Genomic DNA, 17,241 nt, shown 5'->3' with positions numbered 1-17,241 from the left:
ATCAGGCGCAAACGGCCGGTTGAAACGACGCGCACCGTCCGCAAGAGGACGGTGTAAATTCCTGAAGACTGGTGTAGAATCGCCCGAAATACGCGTCGCGGTAGCGGCGTGGCTTGCCCCGGCAGATCCCCTTCCAGTTCGATGTTTGCAGCTTGATCCCATCGAGGACTGGCCGGCAGGGGAGAAGGTCCAAGCACGGACTGGACCTTCGGCGATGTCATCACCGGATACTTTAGGCCCATCTGATATGCGACTTTGGTCTGATATGCAGTCCTGGCAGAAGCGTCTCGGAGAAACCCTCCGCGTCAGCGTCTATGCGCGTTTCCTGTTGATTTCCGGGACGATCGTGCTCGGGATGATGACCATTCTGGCGCTCTTCGTCAGTTCCCATGTGAAGGCGGTGAGCATCAGCTCCACGGCGCAGACCGACGCCTTCTACATGACCGCCTTCGTGGCCCCGCTCGTGCAGGATATTTCGGACGACACGCTGCTGCCCGCCGACACCATCGCCCAGCTCGACAGGCTGATGCATATCGCCACCGTGGACAACGACGTCGAGATGGCCCGCATCTGGCGGCGCGACGGAACGATCCTCTACAGCACGGACAAGGCCAGCATCGGCACCAAGGCGGACCTCTCCGGCGCCGAGATCGCCTTTCGCGGGGACGTGATCGGCCATGTCGAGCACGTGTCGGACGATGTGGGCCGGCATTTCGGCGCAAGAGGCATGCCCCTGTTCGAGGTCTACGCCCCCCTGCACAGCCTGGAGACCGGCGCGGTCATCGCCGTCGGCGAATTCTACAAGAACGCCCAGCCGCTGCTCGATCAGATATCCTCAGCCAACACGACCATCTGGTCGACGACCGCTTCCGTCTCGGTGATGATGATGGGCATGCTGTTTCTGCTCGCGCGGCGCAGCAACCGCATCATCGTCGAGCAGCGGGACCGGCTGAAGCGGCGCGCGGCCAAGGCAAGCGCGCTCGCCCGCCAGAACGAGAAGCTCCGGGGCCAGTCCGACCTCGCCAAGCTGCAGGCGATCAAGGCGAACGAGGATCTTCTGACCGATATCGGCTCGACCCTGCATGACGGGCCGATCCAGTCGCTCGCGCTGCTGGTGTTGAAGCTGAGCACCGTGGGCACAGATAAGCGGCGCATCGTGGAGGATTGCGCGGACTCGGTCAGGCTGGCGAGCGGGGTGGTGCATGACCTGCGCGACATGGCCACCGGCCTCGTCCTGCCGGAACTTGAAGACCTTGCCGTGGACGAGGTGGTGCGCCTTGCCGTCGACCGGCACGAGACGCTGACCGGCACGGGCGCGACGCTCGACATCGGCCCCCTGCCCGCCCAGCTTCCCTCCGCCTACAAGATCTGCATCTTCCGCGTCATCCAGGAAAGCCTCAACAACGCCTTTCAGCATGCGGGCGGCGCGGAGCGGCAGGTCTCGGCCGACTGGAGCGACGAGGGCATCTCCATCGTCATCAGCAACGGCCCGGCACGCGGCGTGCCGCGCGAACACGCGCCTCCGCGGCAGGCCCCCGGCCTCGGCGTGACGGGACTGCGACGCAGGCTGCGCGCCCTCGGCGGCAGCCTTTCGGTCGCCACGGTGCCCGGCAGCGGAACGGTGGTAACCGCCACGCTGCCGGTCGATCCGCGTATGATGGAGTCAGTTCCGGCGCATTTCGGGCGAAATACCGAAGTCCGGGTTCAGCCGCTGGGCCGCCAGGACAACCTCGATCCGGTTCCGGGCGCTTAGCTTCTGCATCAGAATGCTCATGTAATGCTTGACTGTCTTTTCGCTGATCTGCAGGCGCGTCGCGATCTCCTTGTTGGTCTTGCCGCGCAGGAGAAGGCGCACGATCTGTTCTTCCCGGATACTGAGGCGGATCGCCTGGGCCGCGGCCCGGCGCAGGGTCGCATCGCGCAGGGCGCTGATCACCTTTGTGGCGAAGCTCTGCGTGATGAAGGTCTCCCCGCGCAAGACGGCGTGGATGGCGCTGTAAAGTTCCTCGGCGGTGCTGCCCTTGATGACATAACCGCTGGCGCCGGCATCGAGCGCCCGAACCGCAGTATCCACCCCGACGGAGGCCGTGAAGGCGATCGTCTTCGTATCAGGTCTTTCAAGACAGATGGTCGCGATGGCGTCGAAGACGTCACCGGGCATGGCGAGGTCGAGAACGATCACATCCAGTTGCCGGGTCATGGCGGCCCTTACCGCATCGGCAGCAGATGCACCTCTCTCGACGATGGCGAAGTCATTGAACCTTGAGAAGATATTCACCAATCCTTCTAGCAGGATCGGATGATCGTCGAAAAAACCGATTGAGACTTTACTCATATGAACTCCCCACAGTCGTCCTTGATCGGCAACGCGAAGGGTAATCCGTCTCTATAATTTCGTAAATCAAAATATTAAGGAATAGTTACTTTCTGCGCCCGGCTCTTTTCTTGAGTTCGCTAGGGCACAATTGAATCGATACGAAGGCATTCAAGAAAAGCGATTTCAACCAATTGAAATCACTATATTATAACGGTTTTCTGAATTGCGACAGATATGGCGCAAAACTATAACTTGGCCTTCGTGGAACGGGGCGTCGACAGGAGCAGGCTGGTCTCGCTTCCGGTAATGCCGGGCACGAGGCGGATCTTGCGCAGAACGGCGTCGAATTCCGCGAGGCTCGCGGCGCTCAATTCAACCAAAAGGTCCCACCGGCCGTTCGTCGTGTGGATCTGCGCGATCTCGGGAAAACCGCCGAGCGTGCGGATCACCCGGTCCGTCACATGGCCTTCGATCTCGATCATCATGACGCCGCGCACGACATCCTCCAGCGCGTCGGCGCGCAGCATCACCGTATAGCCGAGAATGGTGCCGTCCTGCTCCATGCGTTCGATGCGCCCACGCACGGTGGCCCGCGAGGCGCCGGTTTCAAGCGCGAGGTCCGAAACGCTCCGGCGACCGTTGCCGCGCAACAGGGTCACGATCTTGCGGTCGAGGTCGTCCATGCCAGATTGGTCTCCAGGCTTTCCATTTTGGTCAATATGGCATTCCGAGATGCCAAAATTCAATATTCAATCTGCCATACGGCGTCTCTAGAGTGGGGGAAACGACACGGGAGCACACCATGGATTGCACGCTGATCGGCGCCCCCCTGCAAATCGGGGCAGGACAACTCGGTTGCGAGATGGGGCCGAGCGCCCTTCGCATCGCCGGCCTTCGCACGGCGCTGGAGGAACTGGGCCACACGGTCAAGGATATCGGCAATCTCAGCCCCCGCGCCTTCGATGCGATGCCGCACCCGAACAAGGCCGTGCATCATCTCGGCGAGACGGTCGCCTGGGTCGAGGCGCTGTCGGCGGCGGCCTATGACAACAGCAAGAACGGCATGCCGATCTTCCTTGGCGGCGACCACGCAATCTCCGCCGGCACCGTTCCGGGCTTGGCGCGCCGCGCCGCCGAATTCGGCCGTCCGCTCTTCGTGCTCTGGCTCGACGCCCATACCGACTTCCACAGCCTGGACACGACCGCCAGCGGCAACCTGCACGGCACGCCGGTCGCCTATTACACGGGCCAGCCGGGCTTTGCCGGCTACTTCCCGGAACTCGCCCATGCCGTTCCCACGGAAAACGTCTGCATGATCGGCATCCGCAGCGTCGACACCGCCGAGCAGGCCGCCATCCGCAAGACCGGCATCACGGTGCATGACATGCGCGTGATCGACGAACACGGCGTCGCCGTCCTCGTGCGCACCTTCATCGAGAAGGTCCGGGCCGCAAACGGCCTCCTGCATGTCAGCTTCGACGTCGACTTCCTGGAGCCGGATATCGCACCGGCCGTCGGCACCACCGTGCCGGGCGGGGCGACGTTCCGCGAGGCGCACCTGATCATGGAAATGCTGCATGACAGCGGCTTCGTCTCGAGCCTCGACATCGTCGAGCTGAACCCCTTCCTCGACGAGCGCGGCAAGACCGCCAAGCTGCTTGTCGATCTCGTTGCCAGCCTGATGGGCAAGCGGGTGATGGATCGCCCGACCGTCGCAGGCTGAATTCTGCCGTTCTTACTGGAGGAAACATGACCACCGAACCGAAACTGAACGTCGTTCCGTTCGTCAGCGTCGACGACATGATGAAGCTGGTCCTGAAGGTCGGCATCGACAGGTTCCTGACGGAACTGGCCGCCGTCATCGAGGAGGATTTCCGCCGCTGGCCGGTCTTCGACAAGACCCCGCGCGTCGCCTCCCATTCGCAGGAAGGCGTCATCGAACTGATGCCGACCAGCGACGGCACGCTCTACGGCTTCAAATATGTCAACGGCCACCCGAAGAACACGCGTGACGGCCGCCAGACCGTGACGGCCTTCGGCGTCCTTTCCGACGTCGGCAACGGCTATCCGATGCTGCTGACCGAAATGACGATCCTGACCGCGCTGCGCACCGCGGCGACTTCGGCCGTCGCGGCCAAGTATCTCGCCCGCCCGAACGCCCGCACCATGGCCATCATCGGCAACGGCGCGCAGAGCGAATTCCAGGCCCGCGCCTTCAAGTCGCTGCTCGGCGTCGACACGCTGCGCCTCTACGACATCGACGCCTCGGCGACGAAGAAGTGCGCCCGCAACCTCGCCGGCCTCGGCTTCACCATCGTCGAATGCTCCTCGGTCGAGGAGGCCGTCGAGGGCGCCGATATCGTCACCACCGTCACCGCCGACAAGCAGTACGCGACGATCCTTTCGGACAACCATGTCGGTCCGGGCGTGCATATCAACGCGGTCGGCGGCGACTGCCCCGGCAAGACCGAACTCAGCAAGGATATCCTGCTGCGCTCGGACATCTTCGTCGAATATCCGCCGCAGACGCGCATCGAAGGCGAGATCCAGCAGCTTGCGGCCGGCCATCCGGTCATCGAGCTGTGGCAGGTCATGACCGGCGAGGTCGAGGGCCGCCGGAGCGCGGACCAGATCACGCTGTTCGACAGCGTCGGCTTCGCCATCGAGGATTTTTCCGCGCTCCGCTACGTGCGCGACAAGATTTCCGAACATGGCATGTTCGCCGAACTCGACCTGCTCGCCGACCCGGACGAGCCGCGTGACCTCTACGGCATGCTGCTGCGCTGCGAGAAGAAGCTGAGCGCCGCATAAGACTGGCATCGCGGACGCCGCATGGCGTCCGCGACCACGCCTCAATTCTCGAAAAGCACGAAGGCGGCCCAGACGAGCGGGTCGCGCGCCGTCGGGATTTTTCCCTCGATGGCGTCCCGCCGTGTGGTGCTGAGCGCGGCCGCATAGGTCCGCCCCTGCTTCAGGTGCTCGTAGAACCGCACCATGAAATCGGCAGTGCCATCGTCGGCAACGGGCCAGAGGGTGAGCAGCGCGCGTTTCGCGCCGGCAAGGCTCGCCGCGGTCGGCAGGCCCCGCACGCCGCCGACGAAGGCCTCGTCGCCACGCCCCGTCTCGCAGGCGGACAGCACGAGGAGGTCGAGACCGGAGAGGTCCCAGCCCATCAGCTCGAAAGCATAGAGCCGGCCGTCGGTCTCGTTCCGGCGCATGGCGCGCGTCTCACCGGAATGGGCCAGGATCACCTCGCTCTGCCACAGCGTATCGACATTGCTCGCGCCGCCGTTCTTCGGGCTGCCATAGGCGCCGTGCGTGGCAAGATGCGCCACCGCCGCCCCGGCCATGCGCGCGCGCAGCGCCGGCTCGCTTGCCGCTCCCCCCGTCAGGGTCTCCACCTTGACGCCCGGGCCGGCCAGCACCTTGTTTATCGCCTCGACCTCGCGCAACGTGCCCGGCAGGGGCGTCGCGCCCTCCTCGCCATCCTTCGCATAGTCGATGCCGCCGGCAAGGACCACACGGCCCTGCGCCGGCAGTGCGCCGCCCTTCACCGCCCGGTAGAGCGCCTCCGGTTCCGTCAGGAGCCGCAGGGTGAAGCGCTCCTCCAGCAGCCTGCCTTGCGTGTCTTCCAGCAGGGAGAAGGGCAAGGCGTAAAGCCGCCCGTCCGGCACGATGAAAAGCGTCTCAGCGCCCGCGAGCGCATTCTCCACCGGCGCAACGAGCCGGGCATGCAGCCGGGCGAAGGCCCGCTCGCCGACATCGATCAGCAAGCCACGGTTCCCGCCGCTCCGCTCGCGCGTCTGGAGCGCGGCGACGAGCTGCGCATCGCTCGCCAGAAGATCGCGCGGATCGCCGAGCGCGCGCAGGACCGGGGCCACCCCCCTACGCCAGACGATGGCATAGAGCCGCATGTCGGCGATGGGGTCGGCCGCATCCCGGTCGGCGCGCCACTTGCGGGTGGTGAAATACTGGACGAGCGCCTGATCCTCGCCGAGCAGATCGCGCGGCGTCGGCAGCACGGTGGCCAGCACCTTGTCCCGGTCGAGATCGTACCGCGAGACGAGGCGCTCGTTGAGTTCGCCTTCCAGGCGCTTCGTCTCGGTGAGGTAGCTATAGGCCAGATCCTGCTCGACATCCGCCGCGAAGGTTTCGCGGGTAATGCGCGACAGGCGGTCGATGCGGTCGAGCAGGCCGGCGGTCTGCGTATCCTTCGGGTCGATCATGCGGGAAAGCTTCAGCACGTTGTCGGCGTCGGCGGTCGCCAGCGAAGGCCAGCGCCGGGCTGCGTCGGCAAAGGCGGGAACGGCCTCGGGATAGCGCTCGGCAAGTCGCGCATAGTCGTAGAGCATGTCGTCGGCCATGGCGCGCACGGCCTCGCCCACTTCCCGGCCACCGGCGACCGAGACCTGCAGGTAGACCCAGGAGAGCATATCGCGGTCGATGCCGGAAAACGCCTCCGCTGCAAGCTTCGGATCGGTTTCCGCCCTGGCGTTCGCGATGGCGATGCGGCCCGCGAACGAGAGCGGATGGCCGGTGCTCATTTCCCCCGCGGCGATGCTATAGGCCTGCTGCAGATGCTTGAGCCGGCGCGCCGCATCGCCTTCCCGCGCGAAATGGTCCGCCAGCAGATAGGCCGCCTTCATGCTGAGGATGGCCGGATAGTTCGAATCCGTGATGAGGGCATTCATGCGCTGGACGGCGGGCGCGTCGAGCGGCCGGGCGCCGGAGGCGAGATCGGTATAGTCGACCCAGGCCTCCATGCCGGCAATCGTCACCGGATCGCCGAGAGCCTTTGAAATATCGAGGCAAAGCGCGAAGTAGCGGCGCGCATTCGCATAGTCGCCGAGGTCGAGATAGTTCTGCGCCGTGTTGTTGGCGCTGACCAGCGTGTTGAAGTGGTTCTGGCCGTAGTGGCGGGTCCGGTTTTCCAGAACCTCCAGATCGTATTGCAGGGCGCGCGAGGGCGAGCCGAGGCCGCGCAGCATGTCCGCCAGATTGTTGGCGATGCGCCAGGTGATCGTGTTGTCCCCGCCGAGCGAGGACTGCGCGATCTCGTAATTGCGCCGTTCGAGGTCGATGGCCGTGCCATATTGCCCGACCTCGGACAGCGCCGTCGCAAGCTTGTCGTTCGCATGGATGAGCTGTTCGGATTCATGGCCGTAGAAGCGGGCATAGAGATTGGTCGCCATGGTATAGAGCGGTACGAAATGCTGCTGCGCATCCGGCACCGCCGTGCGGAACTCGGCATAGGCGAGATAGAAATCGGCCAGTTCCTTGACATCCGCGCTGGCCGCCGGCGTCGTCTCCGCCTCCTTGAACAGCGCCGCCGCATCCTCGTTGAGGCCGCTCTTGTGGAAACTGCGGGCCGCGTCCGCATAGTGCCGCAGCGTCACGGCATGAAGCCCGGTCTTCGCCGAGGCGGCGAGCGCCGCGCGCAGCCGCTTGCGGCCATCGTCCAGGCGGCCGCTTTCAAGCACGCTGTAAGCGGTGCGCACCCGCGCCTCGATATCCGGCTCGCTTCCCGCGCCATGCGCCTTGCGGATACGCTTTTCATAGAACGCCGCCAGCTCGTCCTGCCTGCGGCTCTGCTTCAGGCGGCCCTTGGCATCCATCAGCGTCTCGACCAGCAGGTTGGCCCGCGTCTCCTCCACCGGGTCGAGGATCGCCAGAAGCGACCGCATGCGGGGAAAATAGGTCTTGTCCACATAGGCGGCATCGCCCATGCGCAACGCATAGCCGACGGCAGAGACGGCATAGCTCGCGGAAAGCCAGGCCTCGCCTTCCTTCCTGAAGCGCGCGCTCGCCGCCTCCGCCACACGCAGCGCGCCCTGTGCGTCCCCCTTGTCGGCAAGCGCCAGCATCTCGGCCGCAATGGCATCGGAACGGCGGACCGCCTCCTCGGTGGGAGCCTGCGCGAAGGCCGTCGAGGTTGCGAGCGCGAGGAGGAAAGCGAAAAGGATAGGGATGGAGCGGAAAGACGAGGGCATGAATGCGGCTTCTTGAATGGATCGAATAACGGCGCGGCGGAGACGGACCTGTCTCCATACAGACGGTCAACAGACAGGGATTATTTCCGGCGCGACGCCAGAGGTGCATTTTCCCCACGCTTGCGCAAGGCGGCGGCCCGGTCTTCGGCAAACGAAGCGATCGCCCCTTCCGCAAACCCGCCAAGGCACTATGATGGGGCATGGCAACGATCCGGGACTTTTCATGACAGAGCAAAACCAGAGCCGGCTGCGGGAGCGGATGACGATCCTCGGCGAACTCGACTCGGAGACCTTCGTGCCGTGGATCCGGCGTCATGCCGCCAGGCTCGGGCTTTTCGAGACCATATCCCATACCGGCCCCGACCGGATCGAGCTGGACGTGGCCGGCCCGCCCGAACTCATCGACATGATGGAAGTCGGCTGTTCGCTCGGCCCCATAGAGGTATGGGTCGAAACGATAAGCCGCAGGCCCATCGACAACGGCTGTGAATAGAAGCGCCCCGCCCGCCCGGCTGCCGTTCAATCATTCTTGCCAAGGCGAAACGGGTGTGCAAACGTGCAGGGAGCGGCCGTGCGAGCGTGTGGAAACACGCAATGCAACCACTGGTCAAGTAATTGATGTAATTTGGAAAATATAACGATGCACTCCGATACGGCAGGCTCCTGGGTGCCGGTCGCCCTCTCCTCGGATTTGCTGGCGGCAACCGTCATTCCAGCCCATATCCCGACAGGTCCCCTGGCCCTCTGGCGCAGCCAGTCCGGCCGTGTCTCGGCCTCTGCCGACCGATGTCCGCATCGCGGCATGAGCCTGTCGCACGGCTTCGTGCGCGGCGAGGCGCTGTCCTGCATCTATCACGGCTGGAGCTACGGCCCGGCCGGCAACTGTCTGCGCATTCCCGCCCATCCCGGGCTGACGCCGCCCGAGGCGATCCGCACCGTCACCCATCCGGTCACGGAGGCGGACGGCGTGGTCTGGGTCGCCGTCGGCGCGCCGGCCGGGCAGCCTCCGGCCCTTGCCGGCCGCGTGCCGCTGCGCTCGCTCACCGCCTTTGCGGATATCGCCGCGCTCGAGGCCGCCGCCGGTGCGCAAGCGAATGCCGATGGCCTCGTGGAAACGCAAACCGCAAGCCTCCTGCTGTCATCCACGAAGCCGGGCGAAACGCTCATCCATGTGCTGGTCGCGGCCGATGCCGGGCCTGCCACGCGCATCGCCGCCGCGCGCGCCGCCGAGGGGCTGCGCCGCAAGGCCGAGGATCTCCAGAAGAAGGGAGCCGCGTCATGACGATAGGCGCCATGCTCGATGAATGGTATCCGGTCGGCATCTTCGGCCAGCTCGGGCCGGAAGGCCGCAGCACGCAATTGATGGGCGAGCCGATCGCGGTCGCCGCCGACGGCAATGGCGGTGCCAGGGTGACCGACAGCACCGGGCGCACCCTGCCGGTGCGCGTGCGCTACGGCCATGTCTGGACGTCGCTGGGCGAACCGAAGAAGGAGCTTTTCGCCATTCCCGAGGCCGACCAGCCGGGCCGGCGCTTCGTCGATGTCGGCGTGGTGCGCGTGCGCTGCTCGCCGCTGCGCGCCGTCGAGAATTTTCTCGACATCGCCCATTTCCCCTTCGTGCATACCGATATCCTCGGCGCCGAGCCGCATACGGAAGTGCAGGCCTACAAGGTGGAAATCCGCGAGGACGTGGACGAGGTCTGGGCGACGCAGGTGGAATTCTACCAGCCGCAGGCGGCCAAGTCGGCCAGCGGCGGCATCACCACGCAATACATGTACCGCGTGGCCGCCCCCACCGCCACGATCCTCTACAAGACCTGCCCGCCCCGGCCGAGCGAATGGGACGTCATCACGCTCTTCGTGCAGCCGCTTGCCGAGGACCTTTGCGACGTCTGGCCGTGGATGGCGCTCTTCGACGACGACACGCCGATGACCGACCTCATCCACTTCCAGCAGACGATCTTCCTGCAGGACCGCTCGATCCTTGAAAACCAGGTGCCGCGGCTGCTGCCGCTCGATCCCGGCATGGAAATGCCGACCCGCGCGGACCTGACCTCCGTCGCCTACCGGCGCTGGCTGAAACGCCACAACTATACCTACGGCGCGCAACTGGTGGCGCAATGATGAAGCTCTACGACTACATTCTCTCGCCGAGCTGCTACAAGGTGCGGCTGATGGCGGCGCTGACCGGCGTCACGCTCGAATTGCGCGCCGTCGATTTTCATCCCGGTCTGGAGCATCGCGGCCCGGAACTGCTGGCGCTCAACCCGGCCGGTTCCATCCCCATCCTTGAGGACGGCGACCTGCTGCTCACCGAATCCTCGGCCATGCTCGTGCATCTGGCGGCGGAAGCCGCGCCGGGCTGGCTTGCCGGCGACGCCCCGCGCGAGGCTGCCCGCGTGCAGCAATGGCTGTCCTTCTCCGGCCGCCTCACCGCCAGCCTCGGCGGCGCGCGGCTGCACGAGATGCTGCTGCGGCCCGGCGATATCGGCGCGCTCCAGGCGCAGGGCATCGCCGCCCTTCGCGAACTGGAACTCGGCCTTATCGAGCAGGCCGAGCGCGGCCAACGTTTCCTTGCCGCCGACCGGCCGACCGTGGCCGACATCGCCTGCTTCCCCTATGTGGCGCTCGCGCCGGACGGCGGCGTGCCGCTCGATCCCTATCCGGCGATCCGCCTGTGGTCCCGCCGGCTGCGCTCCCTGCCCGGCTTCATCGAGATGCCCGGTATCCACCGGCTGCACGACCTGAAGCCGGAGCCGCAGCACGAAGCGAGCGAGGGCTGAATGGCCGGCCATCTCCTGAAGAACTGCGCCGCCGTGATCGTCGACGAGGGCAACGGCCCCACGGTGCGCCGCAATGTAGACCTGCTGACCGACGGCCCGGCGATCAGGGCCATCGGCGAAAACCTTTCCGCCGCCCCGCTTCCCGCCGGCACCACGGTTCAGGACGCCGACGGCTGGTTCGTCTATCCCGGCCTCGTCAACACGCACCATCACTTCTTCCAGTGCTTCGTGCGCAACCGGGCCGATCTCGACTGGACGAAGCTCTCGGTCATCGAGTGGCTGGACCGCATCTACCCGATCTTCTCGCAGCTTACCGAGGACTGCTTCTACCATTCCTCCGTCACCGCCATGGCCGAGCTGATCAAGCACGGCTGCACCACGGCCTTCGACCACCAGTACAATTTCCCGCGCCATGCCGGAAAGCGGCTGGTCGACCGGCAGTTCGAGGCGGCCGACCTGCTCGGCATGCGCTTCCATGCCGGCCGGGGCGGCAACACGCTGCCGAAATCGGAAGGCTCGACCATTCCCGACGCCATGCTGGAGACGACGGACGAGTTCATCGCCGACTGCGCCCGACTGATCGACGCCTATCACGACGCCGGCCCCTTCAGCATGCGCCAGGTCGTCGTCGCGCCCTGCCAACCGGTCAACTGCTACCGTGAGACCTTCGTGGAATCCGTGGCGCTGGCGCGCGATCGCGGCGTTTTCCTGCACACCCATGTCGGCGAGGGTGAAAGCCCGGTCATCGCAGCGCGCCACGGCAAGCGCACGGTGGACTATCTGGAGGAGCTGGGTTTTGCCGGCCCGGACGCCTTCTACGCCCATTGCTGGGAACTGACCCATGACGAGCTGAGGACCATGGCGGCGAGCGGCACGGGCGTTTCCCATTGCCCCGAGCCGGTCTATCTCGTCGGGGCCGAGGTGACGGACATTCCCGCCATGGCCGCTTTCGGCCTGCGCGTCGGCATCGGCTGCGACGGCGCGGCCTCCAACGACAATTCCAACCTGATGCACTGCCTGCACTCGGCCTATATGCTGCAATGCCTCGTCGCCTCGACGCGCAAGCATCCCGTGCCGGCCCCGGCCGATTTCCTGGGCTACGGCACGACGGGCGGCGCGAGCCTGCTCGGCCGGGCCGATATCGGCCGTCTCGCGCCCGGCATGGCCGCCGACCTCTTCGCCATCGATACGCGGCGGACCGATTATGTCGGCACCCGGCACGATCCGCTGAGCCTTCTGCCGCGCGTCGGCATCGGCATGGCGACGGACATGACGATGATCAACGGCCGCATCGTCTGGCAGGACGGCGCGTTTCCGGGCCTCGACGAGGCAAAGCTTGCCGCCGACGCGGAAGCCGCGCTCGCCACCGTACAATTCTGAAAGAACCAGCAGAGGGAACGATCATGACCAACCTGACCCGCAGAACCCTGATGAAGGCGGCCGCGGCCACCGGCCTTGCCGGCGCGCTCGGCAGCCGCCTCGCCTTCGCCGCCGACGAGCCGCTCGGCATCACGCTCGTCGTGCCCTCGCCCATCGGCGATGTGGGCTGGGGCCATGCCCTGTCCGCAAGCCTGGAGCCGGTGAAAGCCGCCTACGGCGACAAGGTGAAGGTCACCGTGCTGGAAAACATCATGGAAGGCCCCGACGCCGACCGCATCATGACCAAGGCCGTCGCCGACGGGAACAAGTTCCTGATCGCCGGCTCCTTCGGCTACCAGAACGGCGCGCTGCAAATCGCCCGCCGCGACCCGAGCGTCACCGTGCTGCACGCTTCCGGCTATCAGGTCGCGCCGAACTTCTCGCCCTTCGCCGCGAAGTATTTCCAGGGCACCTACCTGCTCGGCATGGCTTCCGCCGCCCTTTCCAAGACCGGCAAGCTCGGCTCCGTCTCGGCCTTCGCCATTCCCGAACTGATCACCTCGATCAACGCCTTCGCGCTCGGCGCGCAGGCCGTGAACCCGAATATCGAGGTCTCCGTCGTCTGGGTGAACTCCTGGTTCGACCCGGCCAAGGAGCAGGAAGCCGCCAAGGCCCTGATCGCGCAGGGCTGCGACGTCATCTTCTCCAACGCGCAGGACACGCCCTCGGTCGTGGCCGCCTGCGAGGAGGCCGGCGTCTTCTCCTTCAACCTCAATTCCTCGATGAAGCAATATGCCGAGAAGACCTATCTCGGCTGCGTGGCCACCGACTGGTCGCCCTTCTTCAAGGCCTCGGTCGACGCGCATCTCGCCGGCACCTTCAAGGGCGCGAACGCATTCCTCGGCGTTGCCGACAAGGTCGTGCAGGTCGTCGACTGGAACCCGGCCGTGCCGGCCGACATGATGGCGAAGATCAAGGAGACCGAGGCGAAGATCGCCGATGGCAGCTTCTCGCCCTTCACCGGCCCGCTCACCAAGGCGGACGGCAGCGAGGGCGTGGCGGCCGGCGTCGTCATGACCGACGCCGAGATCGTCGCCATGGACTGGCACGTCAAGGGCGTCACCACGCCGCTGCCGAAGTAAGCCCCATGTCGCAGCCCCTCCTGTCGCTTCGCGGCATCTCGAAGAGCTACGGACCGATCAAGGCCAACCAGGAGATCGACCTGGACGTGGCCGACCGGTCGATCCATGCGATCCTCGGAGAGAACGGGGCGGGCAAGTCGACGCTGATGAAGCTCATCTACGGCGTCGAGCAACCGGACGAAGGCAACGTCCTCTGGCAGGGCGAGACGCTCGCCCTCGCCTCCCCCGCCGAGGCGCGGCGGCGCGGCATCGGCATGGTCTTCCAGCATTTCTCGCTGTTCGAGACCCTGACGGTGGTGGAGAACATCCAGCTCGTCATGCCGGGCCGCAAGGCCGACCTCGTCGAGCGCATTCGTGCGCTCGGCCAGGATTTCGGGCTTGAGGTCGATCCGCTCGCCCATGTGCATGCGCTGTCGGTCGGCGAACGGCAGCGGGTGGAGATCATCCGTTGCCTGATGACCGATCCGAAGCTGCTGATCCTCGACGAGCCGACCTCGGTGCTGCCGCCGCAGCTCGTCGACAAGCTGTTCGACACCCTGCGGCGCCTGCGCGACGGCGGGGTGTCCATCCTGTTCATCTCGCACAAGCTGGAGGAAATCCGGGCGATCTGCGACCGGGCGACGATCCTGCGCGCCGGCCGCGTCACCGGCAATATCGACCCGCGCGAGCACGACGCCCACGACCTCGCCCGCATGATGATCGGCCGCGACATGCCCGAGCCGATGCCTGCCGAGCCGATGGCCGGCGGGGCGAAGCAGCTCGAGATCGACCGCCTCAGCCACACGCCGGACGATCCCTTCGCCGTGACCCTTTCCGATATCAGCCTCACGGTGCGCGCGGGCGAAATCCTCGGCATCGCCGGCGTTTCCGGCAACGGCCAGAGCGAGCTTGCCGCGCTGATTTCCGGCGAGACCCGGCTGGCGCGTTCCGAGGCCGGCCGCGTGCGCATGATGGGCGAGAATGTCGGCGCGCTCGATCCGGCCGCCCGCCGGGAGCGCGGCTTCGCCTTCGTGCCCGAGGACCGGCTCGGCCGTGGCGCGGTGCCCGAAATGTCGCTGGTGCTGAACGGCCTCCTCACCGCCCACCCGCTGAAGCTCGTCAGGCGCGGTCTCGTGGACCGGGCGCAGGCCACGGCCTTCGCCAATGCCTGCATCCGCGACTACGACGTGCGCACGCCCGGCCCCGAGGCCGAGGCCGGCTCGCTTTCCGGCGGCAACCTGCAGAAATTCATCGTCGGCCGCGAGATCATGCTGGCTCCGAAGCTGCTCTTCGTCGCGCAGCCGACCTGGGGCGTCGATATCGGCGCGGCCTCGGCCATCCGCCGCCGGCTGGTGGCGCTGCGCAATGCCGGCATGGCGATCCTCGTCATTTCCGAGGAACTGGAAGAATTGTTCGAACTCGCCGATACCATCCAGGTTCTCTATCACGGACGCCTCAGCCCGCCGCTGGTGAAGCGCGACACGAAGGTGGAAGAGATCGGCCGCTACATGATCGGCGCAAGGCCGGAAAAGGCGATTGCATGAGCCCGCGCTTCCTGCCCACCCTCGTGCGCCGCCAGCGCGCCTCGCTGAAGGCGACGCTGCTTGCGCCGCCGCTGGCGCTCGCCGTCGCCATCGTGCTCAATCTCGGCCTCTACATGCTGATGGGCCGAGACCCCGTCGCCGTCGTCCACGCCATGCTGCTGGAACCCTTCCTGTCCTGGTCGTCGTTCTCGGAAGTGCTGCTGAAGACCGGGCCGCTGCTGCTGATCGCGCAGGGCCTCGCCATCGGCTTCCGCGCCAAGGTGTTCAACATCGGCGCGGAAGGCCAGTTCATTCTCGGCGCGATCTTCGCCTCCGCCATTCCCGTCTGGTTCCCGCAGGCGACGGGCGGCTGGATCTGGCCGTCCATGCTGCTGCTCGGCGCGCTCGGCGGCGCGCTCTGGGCCTCGATCACCGCCTTCTGGCGCGTCCGGCTCAACGCCAACGAAATCCTCGTCTCGCTCATGCTGAGCCTGGTCGCCGCGCAGCTTCTCTATTACCTGCTGCTCGGCCCGTGGAAGGACCCCGCCGGCTTCAACTTCCCGCAGTCGGTGATGTTCCAGTACGACGCCATCGTGCCGACGCTCTTCCCCGGCACGCGGGTCAATGTCTCGCTGCTCATCGCGCTCGCCCTATCGCTCGCCGCCTGGGTGTTCATGCAGAAGAGCTTCATGGGCTACAAGCTGCAGGTGGGCGGGCTTGCCCCACGCGCGGCCGGCTATGCCGGCTTCAGCGAGGGCCGCGCGATCTGGCTGTCGCTGTTGATCGGCGGCTTTGCGGCGGGCCTTGCCGGCGCGGCGGAAGTCGCAGGCCCCCTCGGCCAGCTCCAGCGCTCCATCTCCACCGGCTACGGCTATGCGGCGATCATCGTCGCCTATCTCGGCGGCCTGCATCCCATCGGCATCATCGTCTCCTCGCTGGTCATGGCGGCGATCTATATCGGCGGCGACAACGCCATGGTCTCGGCCAACCTGCCGATCGCCGCCGTCCGCGTCTTCCAGGGCAGTCTGCTGCTCGCCTATCTGGTGGCCGTGGCCTTCGTGCGCTATCGCCTCGAATGGCCGCACGCCGCGGCGCGGAGCACCCCATGAGCGCCGTCGAATTCATCCTGGCCGGCATGCTGGCGGCCGCCACGCCCTTCCTGCTCGCCGCGCTCGGCGAACTGGTGGTGGAGCGCGCCGGCGTGCTCAATCTCGGCGTCGAGGGGCTGATGGCGCTCGGCGCGGTCGTCGCCTTCGTCATCGTCTATCACGGCGGCGGCCATATCCTCGGCTTCATCGCGGCCGGCGTCAGCGGCGCGCTGCTGGCGCTGGTCTTCGCCTTCATCGCGCTCGGCTTCCGCGCCAATCAGGTGGCGACGGGCCTTGCCATCGGCATTCTCGGCCAGGGCCTCGCCGCCCTCTTCGGCAAGAGCTACGAAAGCCTGACGATCAAGGGCATCGGCAAGATCGCCATTCCGGGCCTTGTCGACCTGCCGGTCGTCGGCGGCCTCTTCGTGCAGGATATCGTCGTCTGGCTGTCGCTGCTGGCCACGCTCGCCGTCTGGGCCACCTTCGCCTTCACCCGCACCGGCCTCGTCATCCGCGCCGTCGGGGAAAATCCGAAGGCCGCCCATGCGGTCGGCTATCCGGTGATCGCCGTGCGCGTCGCCGCCGTCGCCTTCGGCGGCATGATGGCGGGCTTTGCCGGCGCCTATGCCGCCTCGGTCTACACACCGATGTGGGCCGACGGCATGATCGCCGGCCGGGGCTGGATCGCCATCGCGCTCGTCGTCTTCGGCACCTGGATGACCGGGCGCGTCTTCCTCGGCGCCTGCCTTTTCGGCGCGGTGTCGCTGATGAGCCTTGCCGCGCAGGCCGCCGGCCTGAACCTGCCCTCGCAGCTTCTTTCCAGCCTGCCCTATCTCGTGACGATCCTGGTGCTCGGCATCATCTCCGCCGACCGCCGCCTCCTGAAGCTCAACGGCGTCGCCTCGCTGGGGGAACCCTTCGAACGCTGAGGCGATGTCTCCCGGGCGCGCATGCATGTGCCATTCCCGGACACGACCCGCCCAACCGGGAAAACCGCTCTAACGTTTTGTTCAGCGACCGCACCTAGATTTCATGCAGGAATCACCCTGAGGACATGACG

General features: G+C 66.2%; 15 protein-coding genes. 12 read left to right on the top strand and 3 right to left on the bottom strand.

The annotated features are described in order from the left end of the window. Positions 1-247 precede the first annotated feature (247 nt). Positions 248-1,753 carry a sensor histidine kinase gene (locus K8M09_RS20775; RefSeq protein WP_160787464.1) on the top strand — a complete coding sequence of 502 codons (1,506 nt, stop codon included), beginning with the start codon at positions 248-250 and terminating at the stop codon, positions 1,751-1,753. On the opposite strand, the gene K8M09_RS20770 is transcribed toward K8M09_RS20775, so the two are convergent. Both K8M09_RS20770 and K8M09_RS20765 read right to left on the bottom strand, forming a co-directional pair. Beyond that, complete coding sequence (locus K8M09_RS20770; RefSeq protein WP_160787463.1) at positions 1,664-2,335, bottom strand: LuxR C-terminal-related transcriptional regulator; 672 nt, start codon at positions 2,333-2,335, stop codon at positions 1,664-1,666. The genes K8M09_RS20775 and K8M09_RS20770 overlap by 90 nt on opposite strands. A gap of 227 nt (positions 2,336-2,562) precedes the next feature. Beyond that, positions 2,563-3,000, bottom strand: coding sequence for an Lrp/AsnC family transcriptional regulator (locus K8M09_RS20765; RefSeq protein WP_160787462.1), 438 nt, complete (start codon positions 2,998-3,000; stop codon positions 2,563-2,565). 119 nt (positions 3,001-3,119) lie between these two features. Here K8M09_RS20765 and rocF point away from each other — a divergent pair, with 119 nt between their 5' ends. Together rocF and K8M09_RS20755 are read left to right on the top strand one after the other, a co-directional pair. After that, positions 3,120-4,040: an arginase gene (rocF, locus tag K8M09_RS20760; protein WP_160787461.1), complete on the top strand. Its 921-nt coding sequence runs from the start codon at positions 3,120-3,122 to the stop codon at positions 4,038-4,040. A gap of 26 nt (positions 4,041-4,066) precedes the next feature. Further along, positions 4,067-5,128: an ornithine cyclodeaminase gene (locus K8M09_RS20755; RefSeq protein WP_160787460.1), complete on the top strand. Its 1,062-nt coding sequence runs from the start codon at positions 4,067-4,069 to the stop codon at positions 5,126-5,128. 41 nt (positions 5,129-5,169) lie between these two features. Here K8M09_RS20755 and K8M09_RS20750 read toward each other — a convergent pair whose 3' ends face one another. Further along, positions 5,170-8,307 (bottom strand): CHAT domain-containing protein, encoded by a 3,138-nt coding sequence (locus tag K8M09_RS20750; RefSeq protein WP_160787459.1) that lies wholly within the window; start codon positions 8,305-8,307, stop codon positions 5,170-5,172. A gap of 223 nt (positions 8,308-8,530) precedes the next feature. On the opposite strand from K8M09_RS20750, the gene K8M09_RS20745 reads away from it, so the two are divergent. From K8M09_RS20745 to K8M09_RS20705, 9 genes are all read left to right on the top strand, one after another. Continuing rightward, positions 8,531-8,800, top strand: coding sequence for an acylphosphatase (locus tag K8M09_RS20745; protein ID WP_160787458.1), 270 nt, complete (start codon positions 8,531-8,533; stop codon positions 8,798-8,800). A 147-nt stretch (positions 8,801-8,947) separates the two neighbouring features. Next, positions 8,948-9,589 carry a Rieske 2Fe-2S domain-containing protein gene (locus tag K8M09_RS20740; RefSeq protein WP_160787457.1) on the top strand — a complete coding sequence of 214 codons (642 nt, stop codon included), beginning with the start codon at positions 8,948-8,950 and terminating at the stop codon, positions 9,587-9,589. Beyond that, positions 9,586-10,431: an aromatic ring-hydroxylating oxygenase subunit alpha gene (locus K8M09_RS20735; RefSeq protein ID WP_160787456.1), complete on the top strand. Its 846-nt coding sequence runs from the start codon at positions 9,586-9,588 to the stop codon at positions 10,429-10,431. Before K8M09_RS20740 ends, K8M09_RS20735 begins: the two co-directional genes overlap by 4 nt. Then, a complete protein-coding gene (locus K8M09_RS20730; protein WP_160787488.1) occupies positions 10,431-11,090 on the top strand; it encodes a glutathione S-transferase family protein in 660 nt (219 codons plus the stop codon). Before K8M09_RS20735 ends, K8M09_RS20730 begins: the two co-directional genes overlap by 1 nt. Beyond that, the gene (locus K8M09_RS20725; protein ID WP_160787455.1) at positions 11,091-12,470 is read left to right on the top strand and encodes an amidohydrolase; all 1,380 of its coding nucleotides are present in this window, start codon (positions 11,091-11,093) and stop codon (positions 12,468-12,470) included. 23 nt (positions 12,471-12,493) lie between these two features. Continuing rightward, positions 12,494-13,591: a BMP family ABC transporter substrate-binding protein gene (locus K8M09_RS20720; RefSeq protein ID WP_160787454.1), complete on the top strand. Its 1,098-nt coding sequence runs from the start codon at positions 12,494-12,496 to the stop codon at positions 13,589-13,591. A 5-nt stretch (positions 13,592-13,596) separates the two neighbouring features. Then, positions 13,597-15,114 carry an ABC transporter ATP-binding protein gene (locus K8M09_RS20715; protein WP_160787453.1) on the top strand — a complete coding sequence of 506 codons (1,518 nt, stop codon included), beginning with the start codon at positions 13,597-13,599 and terminating at the stop codon, positions 15,112-15,114. After that, positions 15,111-16,202: an ABC transporter permease gene (locus K8M09_RS20710; RefSeq protein WP_160787452.1), complete on the top strand. Its 1,092-nt coding sequence runs from the start codon at positions 15,111-15,113 to the stop codon at positions 16,200-16,202. Before K8M09_RS20715 ends, K8M09_RS20710 begins: the two co-directional genes overlap by 4 nt. After that, a complete protein-coding gene (locus tag K8M09_RS20705; protein ID WP_160787451.1) occupies positions 16,199-17,110 on the top strand; it encodes an ABC transporter permease in 912 nt (303 codons plus the stop codon). Before K8M09_RS20710 ends, K8M09_RS20705 begins: the two co-directional genes overlap by 4 nt. Positions 17,111-17,241 lie beyond the last annotated feature (131 nt).

The sequence above is a fragment of the Shinella zoogloeoides genome, assembly GCF_020883495.1.
GTDB lineage: Bacteria > Pseudomonadota > Alphaproteobacteria > Rhizobiales > Rhizobiaceae > Shinella > Shinella zoogloeoides.
This window is presented reverse-complemented; position numbering and strand designations above follow the sequence as displayed.